15 protein-coding genes are annotated in these 19,073 nt (G+C 58.5%); 4 read left to right on the forward strand and 11 right to left on the reverse strand.

Annotated elements, in window-relative coordinates:
* Nucleotides 1–82 precede the first annotated feature (82 nt).
* Entirely contained in the window at nt 83–871 is a 789-nt protein-coding gene (gene xth, locus ASD36_RS16195; protein ID WP_060505234.1) for an exodeoxyribonuclease III, read from the forward strand.
* 18 nt (nt 872–889) lie between these two features.
* Here the strand turns inward: xth and exoR are convergent, their stop codons facing one another.
* On the reverse strand, nt 890–1,693 hold the full coding sequence (gene exoR / locus ASD36_RS16200) for an exopolysaccharide production regulator ExoR (protein WP_060505233.1): 804 nt from the start codon (nt 1,691–1,693) through the stop codon (nt 890–892).
* A gap of 218 nt (nt 1,694–1,911) precedes the next feature.
* On the opposite strand from exoR, the gene ASD36_RS30670 reads away from it, so the two are divergent.
* Nucleotides 1,912–2,094 (forward strand): hypothetical protein, encoded by a 183-nt coding sequence (locus tag ASD36_RS30670; RefSeq protein ID WP_156393876.1) that lies wholly within the window; start codon nt 1,912–1,914, stop codon nt 2,092–2,094.
* Between the two features lie 213 nt (nt 2,095–2,307).
* On the opposite strand, the gene ASD36_RS16205 is transcribed toward ASD36_RS30670, so the two are convergent.
* The 5 genes from ASD36_RS16205 to ASD36_RS16225 form a co-directional block, all read right to left on the reverse strand.
* A complete protein-coding gene (locus ASD36_RS16205; RefSeq protein WP_060505232.1) occupies nt 2,308–3,534 on the reverse strand; it encodes an OmpP1/FadL family transporter in 1,227 nt (408 codons plus the stop codon).
* A gap of 475 nt (nt 3,535–4,009) precedes the next feature.
* On the reverse strand, nt 4,010–6,850 hold the full coding sequence (locus ASD36_RS16210; protein WP_060511076.1) for a valine--tRNA ligase: 2,841 nt from the start codon (nt 6,848–6,850) through the stop codon (nt 4,010–4,012).
* A 127-nt stretch (nt 6,851–6,977) separates the two neighbouring features.
* Entirely contained in the window at nt 6,978–7,823 is an 846-nt protein-coding gene (locus ASD36_RS16215; RefSeq protein ID WP_060511090.1) for a PopZ family protein, read from the reverse strand.
* Between the two features lie 218 nt (nt 7,824–8,041).
* Nucleotides 8,042–9,373, reverse strand: a complete 1,332-nt coding sequence (locus tag ASD36_RS16220; protein WP_060505230.1) for a TolC family outer membrane protein — start codon at nt 9,371–9,373, stop codon at nt 8,042–8,044.
* Between the two features lie 308 nt (nt 9,374–9,681).
* On the reverse strand, nt 9,682–10,347 hold the full coding sequence (locus ASD36_RS16225) for a protein-L-isoaspartate O-methyltransferase (protein WP_060505229.1): 666 nt from the start codon (nt 10,345–10,347) through the stop codon (nt 9,682–9,684).
* Between the two features lie 36 nt (nt 10,348–10,383).
* Between ASD36_RS16225 and ASD36_RS16230 the strand changes: the two genes are divergently transcribed.
* The gene (locus ASD36_RS16230) at nt 10,384–11,208 is read left to right on the forward strand and encodes an acyloxyacyl hydrolase (protein ID WP_244482255.1); all 825 of its coding nucleotides are present in this window, start codon (nt 10,384–10,386) and stop codon (nt 11,206–11,208) included.
* Nucleotides 11,209–11,222: 14 nt separating this feature from the next.
* Here the strand turns inward: ASD36_RS16230 and exbD are convergent, their stop codons facing one another.
* The 3 genes from exbD to ASD36_RS16245 all read right to left on the reverse strand — a co-directional run bounded on the left by exbD (nt 11,223) and on the right by ASD36_RS16245 (nt 15,384).
* The gene (gene exbD, locus ASD36_RS16235; RefSeq protein WP_060505228.1) at nt 11,223–11,648 is read right to left on the reverse strand and encodes a TonB system transport protein ExbD; all 426 of its coding nucleotides are present in this window, start codon (nt 11,646–11,648) and stop codon (nt 11,223–11,225) included.
* Nucleotides 11,649–11,652: 4 nt separating this feature from the next.
* Complete coding sequence (gene exbB / locus ASD36_RS16240) at nt 11,653–12,660, reverse strand: tonB-system energizer ExbB (protein WP_060505227.1); 1,008 nt, start codon at nt 12,658–12,660, stop codon at nt 11,653–11,655.
* 225 nt (nt 12,661–12,885) lie between these two features.
* Nucleotides 12,886–15,384 carry a ComEC/Rec2 family competence protein gene (locus tag ASD36_RS16245; RefSeq protein ID WP_244482253.1) on the reverse strand — a complete coding sequence of 833 codons (2,499 nt, stop codon included), beginning with the start codon at nt 15,382–15,384 and terminating at the stop codon, nt 12,886–12,888.
* A 312-nt stretch (nt 15,385–15,696) separates the two neighbouring features.
* On the opposite strand from ASD36_RS16245, the gene gltA reads away from it, so the two are divergent.
* The gene (gltA, locus tag ASD36_RS16250) at nt 15,697–16,986 is read left to right on the forward strand and encodes a citrate synthase (RefSeq protein WP_060505225.1); all 1,290 of its coding nucleotides are present in this window, start codon (nt 15,697–15,699) and stop codon (nt 16,984–16,986) included.
* Nucleotides 16,987–17,016: 30 nt separating this feature from the next.
* On the opposite strand, the gene lpxB is transcribed toward gltA, so the two are convergent.
* Nucleotides 17,017–18,192: a lipid-A-disaccharide synthase gene (gene lpxB / locus ASD36_RS16255; RefSeq protein WP_060505224.1), complete on the reverse strand. Its 1,176-nt coding sequence runs from the start codon at nt 18,190–18,192 to the stop codon at nt 17,017–17,019.
* Entirely contained in the window at nt 18,189–19,070 is an 882-nt protein-coding gene (locus tag ASD36_RS16260; protein WP_060505223.1) for an LpxI family protein, read from the reverse strand. The genes lpxB and ASD36_RS16260 overlap by 4 nt, the downstream gene beginning before the upstream one ends.
* Nucleotides 19,071–19,073 lie beyond the last annotated feature (3 nt).

Genomic DNA, 19,073 nt, shown 5'->3' on the forward strand with positions numbered 1-19,073 from the left:
CTCACCGGGTTTGTGAAAAACACGCGCAGCGGCTAAAAGCAGAACAGGCCTCTGCGCCGCCAGCCAAAAGGACGTCCATCGCATGAAAATCGTTACCTGGAACATCAATGGCGTTCGGGCCCGCATCGACGTTCTCGTGGCCTGGCTGAAAGAATCGCAGCCCGACATCGTCTGCCTTCAGGAAATCAAGACAATGGATGAGGGCTTTCCCCGCGCCGAGATCGAAGCGCTGGGCTACCATGTCGAGACGCATGGCCAAAAAGGCTTCAACGGCGTCGCCATCCTGTCGAAGCTGAAGCCGGACGAAATCAATCGCGGCCTGCCTGGCGATGCGGCCGATGAGCAGTCACGGTTCATCGAGGGTGTGTTTTCGGTCAAGGACGGGGCAATCCGTGTCTGCTCGCTCTATCTGCCCAACGGCAATCCGGTCGAAACAGAGAAATATCCTTACAAGCTATCCTGGATGGAGCGCCTGGCTGCCTTTGCGCAGAGCCGCCTTGCTCTGGAGGAGCCTTTGATTCTTGCCGGCGATTATAATGTCATTGCCGAGCCGCATGATTGCTGGGACGTTAAAGTCTGGCAGAACGACGCGCTATATCAGCCGCGCACCCGTCAGGCCTTCCGCCGGCTCGAAAACCTGGGCTTTGCCGACGCCGTCCGTTCAACGACGGATGCGGCGCCACTCTACACATTCTGGGATTATCAGGCCGGTTGCTGGCCGAAGAACTTTGGCATCCGCATTGATCACCTGATGCTGTCGCCGGAGGCGGCCGACCGGCTGATCTCGACGGATATCGAGAAGCACGTGCGCGCCTGGGAGAAGCCGTCCGATCACGTGCCGGTGGCAGCGCAGTTCAATTTTGCTGCTTGAATGAAGGAGCCCTACGGCTCAATCGCTATCGCTGTCGAGATGAATGCTATGCGCCATCGCGACGGCCTTGCGGCGGTCATCTTCTCCGGCGATCGAGAAGGCCTGCTCCTGCAGGGATTGCAGCCAGGGTCTTTCCTTCGGAGTACACTGGTCAAGCGCTGCGGTCATATAGGCCAGCCCACGCGCCGTTTGGCCTTCCTGGAAGATCACATTGCCAAATACGCCCATGGCACCGGCGTGACCGTTCTTGCGGGCACGGTTGAGCCATTTCTTCGCCTGCTGGACATTAACGCTGCCGCCGTCACCGGAAAGAAGCATTTTGGCAAGCTGAAACTGCGCCTCGGGAACACCGAAGGTGGAGGCGGCTTGAAAATAAAGTTGGCGAGCTTGACCGAGGTCGCTTTTGACAGGGCTGTCGGGAATGCCGCGGCGGTAGTACCCAGCCAATGAAATCAGTGCATTGACGAAATATCCAGTATCCTCGGAGCCGGGCTCAACCCCCTTCTCGGCGATCTCGTTATAGATCTTGAAGGCTTCCAGATCGTTTTCAGCAACGCCATCGCCATAGGCATACATGTTGGCGAGCGCCCAGCGCGAGCCCGTATGGCCCTTTTCGGCGGCGTATCGGTAGGCTTCAACCGCCTCGTCCTTGCGGCCATTCTTATAGGCGGAAAATCCAAACTTGAAGAGGGCGAAAGGGCCCGATTCCTTGGTGATGCCGGCATTCGGATCGAACGCATAAGCCATGCGATTCTCAGCGGTCAGCGTGAGCGCTACACTCAAAACAAGAAACGTCAACGACCGGTAACCGCGTATCAGCATGATAGTCTATTTCTTCCGTTCAAACCCAAGAGCCGGTTCACAAAAGGTCCCGATAAGCCTCTGTCGAAAGCGCCGCTCAAACCGGCATTTTTCAAACAGTAATCAGCGTTTCCGGCAAGAGTGCGGCCTGCCCCGGCCGCCTCATCCACCACACGCCCCTGCGACCATTCAAGCAGCTTGCGAAAGCTGCAGCAAAGCCACGTAACATCAGGGGAGGCATGGATTTTTTCGAAAATGCTATGACTCATCTTACCTCAAACGCCGCATGCTCAAAACTTACCGGCACGTTTGTCAAATCCATCGGTGCTCCCAGTTTGTGGCGGGAAATAGACACAATCGGCAGCCAGCAGGCCGTTGCAGACTATAGAAAGAATGTGTTGCTGAATCGTCACAAAGTGTGATGCCGGAAACATAGAAATTTCAACGAGCGCCATTGAATTTTTTGATCACGAAACTACGGCAAGCGGCCTGAGCCCGCCATTGGTCGCGTAGCAATACTCAACGCCTGCTGCAGGAGCCGCAAAATCAGAGCCACCCTTCCCTGACGGCCACAAACGCATGCAAAAAAAGCCCGATGCGAGCACCGGGCTTTTTTCTTGCACTGTCCTGGATGATCAGAACTTGACCTTCAGCGACGTGGAAATGGCGGTGACGATGTCGTTGCCGAAATCGTACGTCACTTCCTCACCAACCGAACTGCCACTTGTCAGAACGCCGACGGCGCCAGCGAGCCGCAGTTCAACATTTTCGGTCGGCGCATACGACACACCTGTTCCGAGCGTCCAGGTGTCGGTCTGGTTGCCGTAACCATGGCTCGTGCCGCGATCCCAGGTCAGGCTGGCCGCGCCGCTCCATTGATCGTTGAATTTATGGCCGACGCCACCCGTCACGGTCCAGCCGTCGCGGTAGAGAAGGGTGAGGCTCGACGGTAGATTGCGTGGATCGAGCGTGCTGTTCGGCGTGATTTGAATGACCTGCAGTTGACTCCAGTCTGTCCACTTGACCGATCCAAAGACAAGCCAGCCGGGCGCGATACCGGATTGAACCTTCAGCTCAAGGGAATCAGGCATGGACGCAAAGCTGGAGACATCGTACCGGGTGCCCGGAACAAAACCACCTGCGCCGTTGGGGAGGAGAACCTTGGTCAGGTCGATCGTTCCCCCTAGATTGTCGAGATCCACGGCACTGTTGTAGACGAGACTCGCACGAAACGCATATTCCGGAATTTCGTATGCAGCGCCAGCGCGCCACCCCCAACCGCTGCCATCCAGATCGAGACGGCCAACGCCGTCAAAACCCCCACCGAAGACTGGGGTCACAAGACGTTCCTTGAAGCCGCCGACTTCCTGGTAGAAGCCGCCACCGATGATCCGGAACTGACCTTTCCCCATATCCCACTTGTAGGAGCAGGTGGCAGCGTAGTTGTCGCTTTCAATCTTCGTTTCGATATTGTCATTGGCACCCATCCAGCTCGCGCCCGGCTTGGTATGCGCACCCCATGGCTGCGAATAATCGGCCATGCAATCGACGCTATCGCCAAAGCCGGCTTTGACGCCGATACGCGGCACCCAATAACCTTCAGTTTCGCCGATTCCATTGGTTTGGCCGGCTCCGCGGCCGTTCGAACCGATACCGTTTGCCGGATTAACATCTACCACATTGTCGAGTTCGCGCTGCGGATTGACGTAAGTTGCTGCAGCTTCTGCCGCATAGGTCGATGGATCAAACAGCAGATCGATGTTGTAGCCGCCCCGCTCCAGACCGCCGGCGCTAGCGGCCGTGCTGGTCAACAACACAGCAAGCGCCGCGGTGATCGTCGCCTTGATTTTGGTGTGAACCATCCGTTTTCTCCCCCTGAATACAGATCATTGGCCGACGTAACCGCCAACCTGTTGGAAAGAACTATCGACCGGGAACGGCGGATGGCAAATACCTAGATTTAGCAACGGGTCACGTCAGCGCACCAAAAATTTACGTAAGAAAACCGAATTTCGTATTAGAACGAGAAAAATGGGTAAATAATTTCACCAAAAAATCCAATTTCTGTAAAAATAGGAATAATATTCCATAAATATTGATAGCTGTAACCTCGACACAACAATGCCATTTTTTGGAAGATGTGCCGCGATGACAGTGAAATAAGTTGGCGTCAAAAGGTAGAGCTGCCGCATTTTTCCGTGTGAACGGCCATCGCGCCCAAAAAGAGAATCAAACAATATAAAAAAGGCGGCCAGAACCGCCTTTTTTTGTCATTTTTATACAAATTATGGCTGCAGAGGCATCCCGAATGGCATGCCTCTCGCAGTTGTATCGACATCAACCGGCGTCGGCGACCCTGGCCAATGCGACCGCGAGAGATGCCTTCTGGCCATCCAGTTCGGCCAGGCGTTCACGCTCCGCATCGACCACATCGGGACGGGCATTGGCAACGAACTTCTCGTTCGACAGTTTGCCGAGGATACGCTCGCGCTCCTGCTCGACCTTGCCGATCGCCTTTTCCAGCCGCAGCTTTTCAGCCGAAAGATCGATCAGGCTGCCAAGCGGCAGGCAGACCGTTGCCTCGCCAACCACGATCTGCGCGCTCCCCTTCGGCGCAGCCGCAGCCAAGTCGATCGCATCGACACGCGCCAGCCGGCGGATAGCGGCGGCATGACGCTCCAGACGTTCCTTAGTCAGCATGCTGGCTTCAACGACGACCAGAGGCGCGATTGCAGCTGGCGGGACGTTCATTTCCGAACGGACCGAACGGATGCCCGATACCAGATCGATCAGCCAGTTGATCTCACCGGCGGCGGCATCATCCGCGTAGGAGGCGGCCGGCCACTCGGCGTGGCAGAGCAGGCTGTCGCGTGTGGTACCCTCGCCCGCTGTCTGCGCCCAGAGCTCTTCCGTCATAAACGGCATGAAGGGATGCAGGAGCTTATAGGTCTCGTCGAGAATGTAGGCAACGCAAGCCCGCGATTCAGCTTTTGCAGCCTCGTCCTCGCCACCGAAGACAGGCTTCAGCAGTTCCAGATACCAGTCGCAGACCTGATTCCAGACAAACCGGTACAGGCTGCCGGCGGCCTCGTTGAAACGGTAGTTCTCGATCGCCTCGGTAACGTCGCGAATCGTGCGCGACAGTTCGGTAAGGATCCAGCGGTTGATCGTCAGCGAAGAGGTTTCAGGCACGAACTTCGGATCGTTGGCAACGCCGTTCATCCCGGCAAAGCGCGTCGCGTTCCAAAGCTTGGTACCGAAATTGCGATAGCCTGCGATGCGGGCCGGATCGAGCTTCACGTCACGTCCCTGCGCCGCCATGATCGCCAGCGTGAACCGCAACGAATCGGCGCCGTATTCGTCGATCAGGTCGAGCGGATCGATGACGTTGCCTTTGGACTTCGACATCTTGGCGCCGTTCTTGTCGCGCACCAGGGCGTGAACATAGACCGTATGGAACGGCTCGACAGGCGTACCGTCGCTATCCTTCATGAAGTGCAGGCCCATCATCATCATCCGGGCAACCCAGAAGAAGATGATGTCAAAGCCAGTCACCAGGACATCTGTCTGATAGTACTTGTCCAATTCCGGCGTCTTGTCTGGCCAGCCAAGCGTCGAAAACGGCCAGAGAGCCGACGAAAACCACGTGTCGAGCACGTCTTCGTCACGAACGAGAATTTCACCTGGCCGGAAATTCTCCAGCAGATCCTCGACATAGGCCTTCATCGGGCCTTCATGCGACAGATAGTGCTGGATCGCGGCGTGCAGCGCCTCCTCTTCCGTCTTCTCAACAAAGACCTGGCCATCCGGTCCATACCAAGCCGGAATCTGGTGACCCCACCACAATTGCCGGGAAACGCACCAGGGCTGGATGTTTTCCATCCATTCGAAATAGGTCTTTTCCCAGTTCTTCGGAACGAAGTTGGTCCGGCCCTCGCGAACGGACGCCATCGCCGGCTTGGCGAGCGTCTTGGCGTCGACATACCACTGTTCCGTCAATCGCGGTTCGATCGGAACACCGCCGCGGTCACCATGCGGAACGGTGTGCTTGTGGGGTTCGATCTTGTCGAGCAGACCACGCTCCTCGAACATCGTCACGATCGCCTTGCGCGCAGCAAACCGCTCGACGCCATCAAGCGCCGAGACCAGGGCTTCCAGTTCATCGGACGCCGGCAGGCCTTCCAGGAATTCCTCGTTTCCAGCAAGCGTGATGTGGCCATCAATCGTCAGGATGTTGACCTGACGCAGATGGCGGCGCTTGCCGACCTCAAAGTCGTTGAAGTCATGGGCAGGCGTCATCTTGACGGCGCCGGTACCAGCCGTCGGGTCTGGATACTCGTCGGCGACGATCGGGATGAGGCGGCCAACCAGCGGCAACACGACATGCTTGCCGACGATGGCCTTGTAGCGTTCGTCATCCGGATGAACAGCAATGCCGGTGTCGCCCAGCATGGTTTCCGGCCGCGTGGTGGCGACGACCAGATAGTCGCGCGTCTCCCATTCCGTCGCATTGCCGTCAGCGTCAAAAGCGATCGGATGCTGGTAGGTAACCCCCTCTTCCAGCGGATAGCGCAAATGCCAGAGGCTGCCTGTCATCTCAATCTGCTCGACCTCCAGATCAGAGATCGCAGTCAGGAGCTTCGGGTCCCAGTTGACCAGACGCTTGTCCTTGTAGATCAGGCCCTCTTTGTAGAGCGAAACGAAGACTTCGAGTACAGCCTTCGACAGGCCCTCATCCATGGTGAAGCGCTCACGGGACCAGTCGCAGGAGGCGCCGAGACGTTTCAGCTGATTGAAGATCAGCCCGCCGGATTCAGCTTTCCATTCCCAGACCTTGTCGATGAAGGCGTCGCGGCCCATTTCGCGGCGATGCTGCTGGCGCTCCATCAACTTGCGCTCGACAACCATCTGCGTGGCGATGCCGGCATGGTCCATGCCCGGCTGCCAGAGCACATCCTTGCCGCGCATGCGCTCGAAGCGGATCATGATGTCCTGCAACGTATTGTTCAGTGCATGGCCCATATGGAGCGAACCCGTCACGTTCGGTGGCGGGATGACCACGCAGAAGCTGTCGGCGCCCGATTTTGCCCCTGCACCTGCACGGAAGGCGTCCTCGTCATCCCAAATCTTGGCGATACGCGGTTCGACAGCGGCGGAATCATAGGTTTTTTCAAGCATTTTGGAGCCAAACTTGCTGATTGATATCGATGGTTTGTAAATCGGAACGGGGCATTGCTGTCAACAATAACAGCAAAAAAGCCGCCAGTGTGATTGCTGGCGGCTTTGAAAGAAAGAAATGCGTGGTCTAGCGCCTCGGGCCCCGCGCAACACGCTCGATTTCCTCCCGCACCAGCCGCTCGACCAGCGTTGGCAGATTGTCATCCAGCCATTCCTGCAGCATCGGACGCAGCATATCTTCGGCAATCTCGTCAAAGGAACGCCGCGCGCCACTATCAACGGCCAGCGCCAGATCGCCAAAAGAACGCGCGACCTGTTCGCCGACGGCAGGCGAAACAATCGCGGCCACGTCTTTTTCCGTCACGATGGACAATGGCTGGCGCTGTTCAGGCGCCAGTTCGAGAGGAGCAGCGGCAGGCTCGACCACTTGAGGAGCAACAACCGGCGGAACAAGGGAAATCGCTGCAGCCATTGCTGCGTCCTGCTTGATCTCTGTATTCAAAGGTAAGGGCGATGGCGCCATACGCGATGTGACTGTCGGGTTATCGGATTTGGTGCGGGTGGCGGCAGGCTGATTTTCCGGATCGCGCAACGGCGCCGAATGCCGTTCGGACGCAGCACGAACACGCACAGCAACATCGGCAAGAGACATCGGCGGCGGCGATACGGCAGGTTTTACGCTGACACTCTCCGTATCTCGCAACTGCGGTTCCCGCACCGGCGGCTCCACAGCTATGAAATTCTTCTGTTCTTCGGCTTCGAATTCCTTTGCAAGAACCTCATCGTCGATCGTCAGGTGAATGTCTTCACCAGCATCGTCCTCGTCATAGCCGCGAAACGCATTGTCAGAAGCAGGACCGAGATCATTGGCGGGAAAGCCGGGAATGCCGGGCTCGTTGCTTTCGATGATCTTTCGAATGGAAGCCAGAATTTCGTCCATCGAAGGTTCACGCGCTACATTGGGCTGTGCCATCATTATCCCCGTTTCTGCGGTCGCGCTCGATCGGAACATTACCGCCAGTCATTGGCGCGGACTGTATGCGAGTTCGGCGCCGAACAAAACGTTGCGAATCATCTACTGGGAATCTTGCACAGATTTGTTGGCGGCGTCACCTACCCCCAATCCCACGGCAGAAGCGCTCGCGGGGGGTACCAGGCAACACGCGATAAAATAGGGATGAGCGCTGGCGGTCAGCGGCCGTCGACGGTCCGCAATCCGAACCATTTGTCCTTGACGGCCTCATAGTGTTCCTCGGCACGGTATTCGACCACCTGCAGGCCCTGGCTCTGGATTGTCAGCCGCCCCATAGCCGCGAGCAACGAGTAGCTGGCAACGACGGCGTTGCGTTGCGATGCCACGAGGCTTTCTTCAGCGACCAATACGCTCTGCTGGGCATCAAGTACGTCGAGCGTCGTGCGCTGACCAACCTTGCGCTCCTCGATGACGCCCGCCAATGCCTGGTTTGCGGCGCTCACCTGGGATTTGTTGGCCACTGTTGTCGCAAGCGCCGCTTCAAACTGGGCATGCGCCGTGATGATGGTCTGCTGAACTTCGGCACGAGCGGTATCGACCATGATGCGTTGCTGCCCAAGACGTTCCTTGGCCTGGCGAATCTGGCCATATTCGGCGCCACCCTGATAAAGTGGAACTTCAAGCCGGGCGGTAATGGAGGCGTTCGCAGTGTCGCTGTTGCGGTCGCGGTCGGTGGTGTTGCGCGACGCTGAGCCTTGGATCACGACGCCCGGTAGCATCGTTCCCTCTGCTGATTTGACCCTGAAACCGGCAGAATCGACATTGTACTGCGCAGCGGCGATCGTCGGATGATCGCGCAAACCGGCCGCAACAGCCTGATCCAGGCTTTTCGGCAGTGCTTTGGATGCAGGCGCTGGCTGCTTGATGCCCTTTGGGGCATCGCCGACGATCTGGACATAGACGGCCTCGCTCTGCTTCAGTTGCGAAACGGCATTGACGAGAATTGCCTGGGCTCCCGCCAGTTCCGCCTCGGCCTGACTGACGTCGGTACGCGTCCCCTCGCCGACATCCAGACGCGACTTCGCGGCGCTCAACTGTTCCTTGAGAAAGGCAAGGTTCCGCTTGCGGATCGATACGACGCGCTGATCACGGGCGATATTGGCATAGGATTGCGCTGCCGCCAGAAGGATGGAGATTTCATTCGCCTTCAGCGTCTCACGGCTTGAAAATACGTTCGCCTCGGCAGCCCTGACATTATTCAGGGTCTGAAAGCCGTCGAAAATTTGTTGAGTGATGGTGATACCGGCAGATCCGGTGGTGTAATCTTCGGCGAGCATCGGCGTACCTCGCCGAAACAGGCTCTCCGTGCCCAACCGTGTCGCTGAACCGGTAACGGTAGCCGAAATCTGCGGCCGGTAGCCGGACTTGGCGATCGGCACACCTTCGTCGGTAGCACGAAGCCCGGCGCGCGCCGCATTCAGTTCCGGATTATTCTGGTAAGCCTTTGCCATCGCATCGGAAATAGTTTCAGCGAAGACAGCATGCGGCATAAGCCACAAGGCGGATGAAAGGGCGGCCGCCGCAGCTGTTTTACGAAGAAACGACACTAAACTCACTCCAAAACAAAGGCCGGTAGGGCGCGCAAATTGCGAAAACGTGGCGCTCCGGCGCCGCCGGATGTGATTGTCACGTCTTGTCCCGTTCCGATATCGAGGAAAAATGGTCAAAATGTCGCCGCGTGCGAATACCTACATATTATTTTAAGCTAATATTCAATCGCGTGAATGCCGCTCTGCCAGATTACAGTTCGGCCATTCACGCGCCAACAAGCGGGCGCCTAATCGTCGAATGAGACGTATTAAAATACAAATTCGCGCGCCAGGCGGAAGCCCGGTAGCGGCTTGACGGCGGTATTGAACGCCAGGCGCTCCGATGTCCTGCCGTTTTCACGTAGGAAAAGCTGGGCTCTCGATGCATTGCCAAGTCCAACCACGGCAACAAGGCGGCCACCGTCGTTCAACTGGGACAACAGCGAATCCGGCACCGTCTCGACAGCGCCGTGAACAAAGATCACGTCATACGGTGCGCCTGCGGCATGGCCCTTTTCAAGATCCCCAGTAATGACCGAGACATTCGCGTGCCCAAGGCGGCCCAATGTTGCGGTTGCCTCCGCCGCAAGAGCGGCATCGCTTTCAAGTGCTACGACCGAGGCCGCAAGCTCCGACAGAATTGCCGAGGCGTAGCCGGTGCCGCAGCCAATCTCCAGAACCTTGTCATCCTTGGAAATTGCCGCCAGCTGAAGAAGCTTTGCCAGAGGCGACGGTTCCATCAGGTAACGCCGCTCGCCTTCAGCACTTGCAGCCAGTTCAATATCGCTGTCGATATAGGCAAGAGGCTTCAGTGCGGCAGGCACGAATTCTTCCCTCGGGACCGATAGGAATGCCGCGAGAACGGCGTGCGACGTCACATCCGTCGTGCGGATCTGGTTGTCGACCATCTTGATGCGTGCTGCTTCGAAATTCATCTTGCCTGCCTTCGTAAATCCGGATCGTCTTCCGGCGTGTGCGCGCTTTTGGCTTGCGCAGATAAAACAAACCGGTGGCGCTTCAGCCGGCCGGGCATGGCCAAGCTCATAAATCCGCGCATCTGCCGTTTCAAGCTATGGAATGCAGTTCTTGCAAAAAAGCAAGCTTCACAAAAGCCGGTCAACATATTCTACCCTTTCCGGAAGCAGGAAATCCGGGCAAATTTGCATTACCGCATATACAGCGAATCACCGGGACTGGAGATTTTGAAAGTGGCAGTACGTCTCAAACAGCCAAACAGCTCAACTTTCCGGCTCCTCCTTCTATCGTCGGGTTTGCTTCTTTCCCTCTCAAGCTTGAACAACGCGATTGCAGCCGAACAGATTTTCGACGAACTGCGGTTCGGCACCAGCGCATCCATCAGCGGCAGCAATTCACACGAGTCGGGCATCGTTCCATCGGCCACCCTCTTCTTCGATCCCCTGTCGAGCGGCACGGCGGCAACGTGGCAGCAAACCATTCTGGAACCACGGATTTATCTGGGTGCTTCGGTGGGCACGGGTGACGGGGTGGATCAGATTTTCGGCGGCTTCAGCTGGACCGCCGATATCACAAGCCGCCTCTTCGTTGAACTTGGGCTTGGCGGAACCGTTCACAACGGTAAACTGGATGGCGGCGGCGGCAAGGGACCGGACCTCGGTTGCCGCCTGCTGTTTCGCGAACAGATCGCACTCGGTTATCGCGTAACGGACAATTGGCAGATGCTTGCGACAGCCGACCATTCGTCGCACGCCAATCTCTGCGATGGGCCGAACGACGGTCTCAGCCACGCCGGCCTTGCCATCGGCTACAAGTTCTAAGCGGACTGCCAGCGTCAGCCGGCAGGCGCTGCTTCCAGACCGACCAATCCGATTTTGGTATAACCGGCCCGTTGAATGAGGTTCATGACTGTCATCAGCTCGCCGTAGTCGACGGCCTTATCGGCACGCAGAAGAATGCGTGTCTCCATGTTGCCCTCGGTCATGCCGTTGAGTTCGGCAACAAAACCGTCACGACCGACCTCATTGTTCCCAAGGGCCAGCGAGAGGTCCGCCTTGAGGGTCACGAAGACCGGCTTGTCTTCACGCTTTACCGGCGCTGCCGCCGATTGCGGCAGATCGACCTTCATGTCGACAGTGGCAAGCGGTGCCGCCACCATGAAGATGATCAGGAGAACGAGCATGACGTCGATGAAGGGCGTGACGTTGATTTCGCTGTTTTCTTCGAGGTCACCGCCACCTTCGCTGATTTTGCTGGCCATGATCTTATCCGATCCGCGCTATGGCGGCCTCCGAATGCACATGGCTTTCGGGCTTGCGCGGCGCCAAGCGGCGTGCCTGCCGGAAATCGAGATCGCGGCTGACGAGGCGTTCAACCGCAGCCGAAGCATCGGCCAGGATCAGGCGGTAGCCGCCGATCGAGCGGGCGAAATAATTGTAGATCATGACGGCGGGAATAGCTGCAACCAGACCGATAGCCGTTGCCAGCAGCGCTTCAGCGATGCCCGGCGCGACGATCGCAAGGTTTGTCGTCTGCGCCTTGCTGATGCCGATGAACGAATTCATGATGCCCCAGACAGTCCCGAAAAGACCGACGAACGGCGAGATCGAGCCGATCGTCGCGAGAATACCGGTACCGCTGGCAATCCGCTTGCCGGCACCCGCCTCGATACGGGAGAGCTGCGATGCCACGCGCTCCTTGACCCCTTGCGTCGAGACAATGTCGAGTACCGCCTCTGATTTCGACAGTTCGTCATTGGCGGCCGAGATCATCTCCGCAGCCGGCCCTTTTTTCACCGTCAGCGCCTCACGCATGTCCCGCAGCACAACGGCATCGGACAAGGCCCTTACTGCGCGCCGTGCATTCCGCTTGGCGGCAGCAAGTTCGAAGGACTTGACGAGCAGAATGGCCCAGGTTGCGACCGATGCCAGAGCCAATGCCGTCATGACAGCTTTGACGACCATGTCGGCGGCCATAAACATGCCGAACGGCGACAGATCGTGCGGCAACACCGGGTTTGGCAACGTTGCCTGCGCGTCAACGGCTGCGGCGTCATTGGCTGGAGCCGACTGCTCGTTCACCGGCGCTGCGGGGGTTCCTTCATTCGTGGGCGTAACCGGCGCTGCGTCAGCTTGCGGCGTCACCTGAGCCGGCTGCTGTGTTTCATTGACGGCCGCAGCCGGGGTTTCCTGCGCGCGAAGCGCTCCGGCATTCGAGAACGCCAGCAGCACGGCCGCCAGCATCATCCATTTCGGCATTGCACGGTTCGGCATGACCTATCCTACCTCGTCATCGCCCGCCAATCCTTGGGAGGATAAGACGGCGGGAACACGTAAACACATCATTTGACGCCCGGCGCCGAACGCGCCTGCATCAATCGCGGCTTCATATGACATACTATGGCGGAAAGACAAGTATTTGTGGAGTGCTTTAATCAAGAATAAATGATCATTCGAGAATTCCACTTTTCTCGCGCATGCCGGACGGATTTGAACAGGTCAGTCATTCATCCCCCGCGCATCGAACAGGCCGGTGCGCCAATCATAGGTCCGGTGTTGCGCCCAGGGACGTTGCAATTGTTCCTGCGCAAAAACGACCCGCATCCCGGCATGGCCGGCCACGCCGTCCACTGTGCGGTTCTCGACGCCATAAATCTCGACTGCGCCGGTGCGGCGCAAACTCTGGCCGCTGAGCAACACCGCACCCGACCGGCAGTTACGAAAACGCAGCATGACCGGCGTCACAATGATATCGGCCTCTTCGCAGGCGACACCGATGAAACGCGCATCATCGACAGTGACGATGCGCCAACCGTGCTGCGCCGTTGCCGCGCACCATTGCGTTGGGGCGCAAGCGAAACGGTCAGGCGCTGCCTCAGCCAAAAGCCTGCGGATGACAATACGCGCCGCGTCCTTATCGATGGGCGGCTTTGATTTTCGTGCCTCCGGGGCTTCTTCGACGTCTGATCCTGCTTCAACGGCATCCCTGATCACCAGTTCAGGCCGTTGCTGTGGCTTTTGATGCTCCTGCAGGCGTAAAGCGCGCTGCCACTGGGAAAACACGAAATCGGGCGGCTTTGCCCTGTTGCTCGCAGCCTCCGCCTCCTTGATCATGGCAACCAGACGGCCATCCTCGGCGACCACCATATCCGGTCGCGCAACAGCGCTCATCGATGCCGCCATGAGGCCGGCTGCGATGACAACGAGACCAGAAGCCGCCAGCCATGTCCGGAACAGGCAGGCCAGGACACCACCGGCGGCGATCAGCGTGAAGGCGTGATCAGGAATGCGGCCCGTTGTCACTTCCCCGTCCCATGAGGAGACCATGCGCGCGATGGAGATCATCCAGTCGAGCCCCTGCCCCATGACCAGCAACGGGTAACGGTCGAGACCAAGGGGCATCAACAGCATGGCCAACAGACCGAAGGGCATGACGAAAATACTGATGATCGGCATGGCCAGAATGTTGCCGATCAAACCATAGGTGGCCAGCCGGTGGAAATGGCCGGCGGAGTAAATCATCGTCGACAGGCCGCCGATCAGCGAACTGAGCAGCAGACCGGCAAAGAAACCGCCAGCGGCCTTCAAAGGACCAATCGCGCGGCTTGTTGGAAGAATATCGCGGCTAGGCCGGTCCCGCCAATGCGCATAGCCCGCGACCAGAGCCAGCGTTGCAGCAAAGGACATCTGAAAACCCGGCCCCGTCACGGCAGACGGTGTGACGATCAGGATAATCAAAGCCGACAAAGCCACATTGCGCAGGCTGATCGACGGCCGGTCGAAGAAAACGGCAATAAGCATGATGGAGATCATGATCCAGGACCGGACCGCCGAAACGGCGCCTCCCGAGATCAGGATGTATGCGAATACCATAATGAGTGCGCCGGCAGCGGCGAATTTCTTGATCGGAAAACGGTGTGCCAGCCCAGGAACAAGGCTGAGCAGCGTGCGTGCACCGACCAGGAAGGTTCCGGCGGCCAGAACCATGTTCAGGCCGGAGATCGCCAGCACATGCGCAAGCCCTGCCTCGCGCAGCGCCTCGATCGTCGGCCGGCCGATAGCGCGTTCTTCGGCGGTAACCAACGCGGCCGCTATGGCCCCGGCGTCGCCTCCGATGGTGCCGCGAATACGCGCGCCAATCGCCTCGCGCCAGCGGGCGATTGTTTCCCCCATTTCAGCACGCCAAGCGGCAACCCTGCTTCTGGCTACGTCTTCCACGGCTGATACCGCCTGCGGTTTTCCGTAGAAATAGCCGACAGCACCGATACCCCTGAAATAGCTGTCGAAGGCAAAATCATTGAGACCGGGAAGCGCGGCCCCTGATGGCGGCGATAACCGCGCCCTGCCCTCGATACCCTCACCAATCCCCACAGGCGTTTCGCGGCTGCGGGATAACAGCGTGACCTTGGCTGGCGGGCGCTTCAATTCCGGCTCCGAGGTCCGGCTGACTGCGACAGTATATCGCCAGTAGCCCCGATCCGTGGTTTCCCGCGCTGTGACGGTGCCAATAACCCGTGTGGTGACTGGTGTGTCAAGCACCACCGTATCAAGGCGCGCCGTCTCCAACGCAGCAAGCCCCATGCCTGCAGTCGATAAAGCGACAATCAGCATGCCCGTGGGCAATAGGCCTGAACGGTACCGAAGTGCGAAAGCCGCCATGCCGAAAACGCAGATCAGCAGTGCAAGTTTGAGATGGCCCGGCGTATAAGGGAGCCAAAACCAGACAAGCGCGCCTAGCCCCAGAAAGACCGGAACAAACAAAAAGGAATGCCCGAAGGCCTGTTCCTCTGCCACAGCCTTTTGGAAAGCGGCATACCAGCGGATGGTTCGTAGCCGCTTGAATGCCGCTGAGCGGCCCGTAAGGTAACCTGACCAAGCCCGGTTTTCCAGTTCTTTCCCCACAGCGACGGGGATATGCGGAGCACTCGCAAGGACGCGGTTAAACGCATCGTCAGACCGCGCGCGTGACGCCACTCCTGGCTGCTGCCCCTCTTTCATGGATGTTGTTCCAACCGTCCACGCCCGGCTGCATTCTGCAACCTGAAAGAACGGAATGCAACCGACGAGATTGATGCACAAAAAAGATGCAAAACCATTCTGCACCTGGAAGCTTGGTCAGTTTGCGGACAATTATGTCATTGGACATATGGCTCGAACGTGTAATTATTGCGTCGCCATATGCCTATTTTTGCATCGCACAATTTGCCTTTCGTTCAACTTGGCAGCCGTGATTAAATCGGATAGCACATGGTCGGCGTTAATATCTGCGGCATAATTGTGTGCCAATTTGCTGCAAACGGAGGATCCCCCATGACAGGAAAAAGCGCAGTCGTAACCGTGGACAACAAAACGGTGGAATTGCCGGTACGATCAGGGTCGATCGGTCCGGATGTGGTCGATATCGGTACGCTCTACAAGCAGACCGGCCAGTTCACCTACGATCCCGGCTTCACATCGACCGCATCATGCGAATCCAAGATCACCTATATCGATGGCGATCAGGGTATCCTCTTGCATCGCGGTTATCCGATTGAACAGCTCGCAGAGCACGGCGACTTTCTTGAAGTCTGCTACCTGCTGCTCTACGGCGAACTGCCGACGGCAGCGCAGAAAAAGGACTTCGACTATCGCGTCACGCACCACACGATGGTGCACGAGCAGATGTCGCGCTTCTTCACCGGTTTCCGCCGTGATGCCCACCCGATGGCTGTTATGTGCGGCTGTGTCGGCGCACTGTCGGCCTTCTATCACGACTCGACCGACATCACCGATCCGCACCAGCGCATGGTTGCAAGCCTGCGCATGATCGCCAAGATGCCGACGCTCGCAGCCATGGCCTACAAATACCATATCGGCCAGCCCTTCGTTTATCCGAAGAATGACCTCGATTACGCATCGAACTTCCTGCGCATGTGCTTTGCCGTTCCTTGCGAGGAATATACGGTCAATCCGGTGCTTTCGCGCGCCATGGACCGCATCTTCATCCTGCATGCAGATCATGAGCAGAACGCCTCGACCTCGACCGTTCGCCTCGCCGGCTCGTCGGGTGCCAACCCGTTCGCCTGTATCGCTGCGGGCATTGCCTGCCTTTGGGGTCCGGCTCACGGCGGCGCCAACGAAGCAGCCCTCAACATGCTGTCGGAAATCGGCTCGGTCGATCGCATTCCGGAATTCGTCGCCCGCGCCAAGGACAAGAACGATCCGTTCCGCCTGATGGGCTTTGGCCACCGCGTTTACAAGAACTACGACCCGCGCGCCAAGATCATGCAGAAGACGACGCATGAAGTGCTGGCCGAACTCGGCCACAAGGACGATCCGCTGCTCGAAGTCGCGATGGAACTGGAGCGCATCGCGCTGACCGACAGCTACTTCATCGAGAAGAAGCTCTATCCGAACATCGACTTCTATTCCGGCATCACGCTGAAGGCGCTCGGCTTCCCCACGACCATGTTCACAGTGCTCTTCGCACTCGCCCGTACGGTCGGCTGGATCGCACAGTGGAATGAAATGATCGAGGATCCGGAACAGCGCATCGGCCGTCCGCGCCAGCTCTACATCGGCGAACCGGAACGCGATTACGTCCCGGTTTCCAAGCGCTAAGCTGCGGAAATAACGATTGAAAAAGCCCGGTCAGAAATGACCGGGCTTTTTTGCATTGAGAACATCGAGAACGACACCAGCGGCTGCCTCGCCAGGCGGTTGCTCTGTCGCCATGCGTTGCCAGACGGTGTTGTATCCCGCGAGCATGGCTTGGCGTTCCGGCGTGTCGCCTGTCAGGCGCTCCATCCAACGCGAAAGCGCACCGGCCCGAATGGCTTCGTTCAAATATTCCGGCACGATGGGGTAATCTGCCACCAGATTGGGAATGGCCGCCGTCCAGATCTTGATGCGCTTGTGCATCAGGCGAATGATCCAGTCGGCCTTGTAGGTCGATACGACCGGGATCCCGGCCAGCGCAAGCTCCAGGATCACCGTACCCGAAGCTGCAACCGCAGCATCGGCTTCAGCGAAAGCCTGCCATTTGGCGGCGGCTCCGACCGTGATGTCCGGCTGGACCGGCCAGGACGCCGTTATCTGGCGCACGAGGCTTTCTTGGCGCGGAACTGTGGGGAGCAGGAACCGCATATCTGGATGCCGGGTGCGCAATTCCTCGGCTGTCTCGCCAAACGCCGGCAGGAGGCGGCTGATTTCGCTGCCCCGAGACCCCGGCAGAAGCAGGCATGTCTTTGCCTCCGGGCTGCCACGCTTCTCCGCCTGCCGCGTCCGCACGGCAAGCACATTGACGTCGCTAGCCAGCCGGTGTCCGACATAGGTCGTCGGCGGTCCGCCAAGGCGCTGCATGACGTCTGGTTCGAATGGCAGCACCGCCAGCACGTGATCGACATAGGGCCGCATGTTGACAGCCCGCTCCGGCTTCCACGCCCAGACACTTGGGCAAACATAATTGACAATAGGCAGACCGGGCATGGATTTGCGAACGATCCGCGCGACACGATGCGTAAAATCCGGGCTATCGATGATGACGAGAATATCGGGTTTGGCGGCAATGATCGCCCTGGCCGTCTGGCGAATCCGCAGGATCAGTTTCGGCAGCCGGGCGAGAACCTGGGAAATCCCCATGATCGACAGCTCGGAATAGTCGAACAGCGACCTTAATCCCTCTGCCTCAAGTCCCTCACCACCAACGCCCACCAGGGAGAGCTCGCCCTTCACCAGCGGCCGCAGCGCCTTGACGAGATCAGCGCCAAGCAGATCGCCGGACACTTCTCCAGCAATAACCGCAAGTTTGAGCTTGTTTTCGCTCATTGCCCACCTCGCAAGAGGGCGCGGTCCACACCAGTGACGAAAAGGCCGGTTTCATTGGCAAGCGCAATCATTTCTTCCCGATCAAGGACCAGCGCCCGGCCCGCTTCGACGGCAATACCAGCGAGTCCGGCGGCCTGTGCGCCCTTGATTGTCGATGGCCCGACAGAGGGAAGGTCGGCGCGCAAATCCTGCTGCGGCTTGCAAAGCTTGACCAGCACACCACGGCGGCGGCTGGAAATGCGTCCGTCGGCTTTCAACCGCGCCACCCGTTCCAGCATCGCGTCTGTGCCCTCCGGCCCCTCAAGCGCCACGACGCGCCCGCCAACGGCAACAGCGCCCTGCCCGACGTCGAGATGGCCGAGCGCGATGGCTGCGGCTTCCGCAATCTCGATATCCACCTGATCCTCGACACCTGGCGCGCGGGCGCTCAACGTGCCGACTTCGGCCAGAAGTTCCGGCACAATCTCCTGCACGCCGATAACCCGGGCGCCATTGGTCTCGATCAGTTCGATCGCCATTTTCAAAACGGCATCGTCGCCACCGGATAAAAGCGTGCGCAGAACACTCGGTATTTTCACGAGGCTTTTCAGCGTCGGCTTGATATCGCGCCAATCCGGCCGGCGGTGCACAGCGCCCGACATGACCACACGGCCAATGCCGGCATCGCGAAAGGTGCCGCTGATAGCCTTGAAATTGCCGATCCCGAGCGTCGTGTGATCGAAGGACGACCAGTCCCGGTCCGACTCGTTGGCAAGTGCGATGATGAAAGGGTTTTCGCCGTGGGTCCGTGCGGCTTCAGCGACATGCAGCGGCAGCAAGCCGCTACCGGCGATGATTGCCAGCCGGTCTTTGATCTCTGGCCGGCTGTGCATGCTCATTTG

The organism is Rhizobium sp. Root1334, from assembly GCF_001426665.1.
Taxonomy (GTDB): Bacteria; Pseudomonadota; Alphaproteobacteria; order Rhizobiales; family Rhizobiaceae; genus Pararhizobium.

What these genes read in the sequence shown, in the direction of transcription:
- ASD36_RS16210 (WP_060511076.1), bottom strand. Translation starts at nt 6,850, where the DNA reads ATGCTTGAAAAAACCTATGATTCCGCCGCTGTCGAACCGCGTATCGCC.
- ASD36_RS16245 (WP_244482253.1), bottom strand. Translation starts at nt 15,384, where the DNA reads ATGAAAGAGGGGCAGCAGCCAGGAGTGGCGTCACGCGCGCGGTCTGAC.
- exbD (WP_060505228.1), bottom strand. Translation starts at nt 11,648, where the DNA reads ATGGCCAGCAAAATCAGCGAAGGTGGCGGTGACCTCGAAGAAAACAGC.
- exbB (WP_060505227.1), bottom strand. Translation starts at nt 12,660, where the DNA reads ATGCCGAACCGTGCAATGCCGAAATGGATGATGCTGGCGGCCGTGCTG.
- exoR (WP_060505233.1), bottom strand. Translation starts at nt 1,693, where the DNA reads ATGCTGATACGCGGTTACCGGTCGTTGACGTTTCTTGTTTTGAGTGTA.
- ASD36_RS16205 (WP_060505232.1), bottom strand. Translation starts at nt 3,534, where the DNA reads ATGGTTCACACCAAAATCAAGGCGACGATCACCGCGGCGCTTGCTGTG.
- ASD36_RS30670 (WP_156393876.1), top strand. Translation starts at nt 1,912, where the DNA reads ATGGATTTTTTCGAAAATGCTATGACTCATCTTACCTCAAACGCCGCA.
- ASD36_RS16225 (WP_060505229.1), bottom strand. Translation starts at nt 10,347, where the DNA reads ATGAATTTCGAAGCAGCACGCATCAAGATGGTCGACAACCAGATCCGC.
- gltA (WP_060505225.1), top strand. Translation starts at nt 15,697, where the DNA reads ATGACAGGAAAAAGCGCAGTCGTAACCGTGGACAACAAAACGGTGGAA.
- xth (WP_060505234.1), top strand. Translation starts at nt 83, where the DNA reads ATGAAAATCGTTACCTGGAACATCAATGGCGTTCGGGCCCGCATCGAC.
- ASD36_RS16215 (WP_060511090.1), bottom strand. Translation starts at nt 7,823, where the DNA reads ATGGCACAGCCCAATGTAGCGCGTGAACCTTCGATGGACGAAATTCTG.
- ASD36_RS16260 (WP_060505223.1), bottom strand. Translation starts at nt 19,070, where the DNA reads ATGAGCATGCACAGCCGGCCAGAGATCAAAGACCGGCTGGCAATCATC.
- ASD36_RS16220 (WP_060505230.1), bottom strand. Translation starts at nt 9,373, where the DNA reads ATGCCGCATGCTGTCTTCGCTGAAACTATTTCCGATGCGATGGCAAAG.
- lpxB (WP_060505224.1), bottom strand. Translation starts at nt 18,192, where the DNA reads ATGAGCGAAAACAAGCTCAAACTTGCGGTTATTGCTGGAGAAGTGTCC.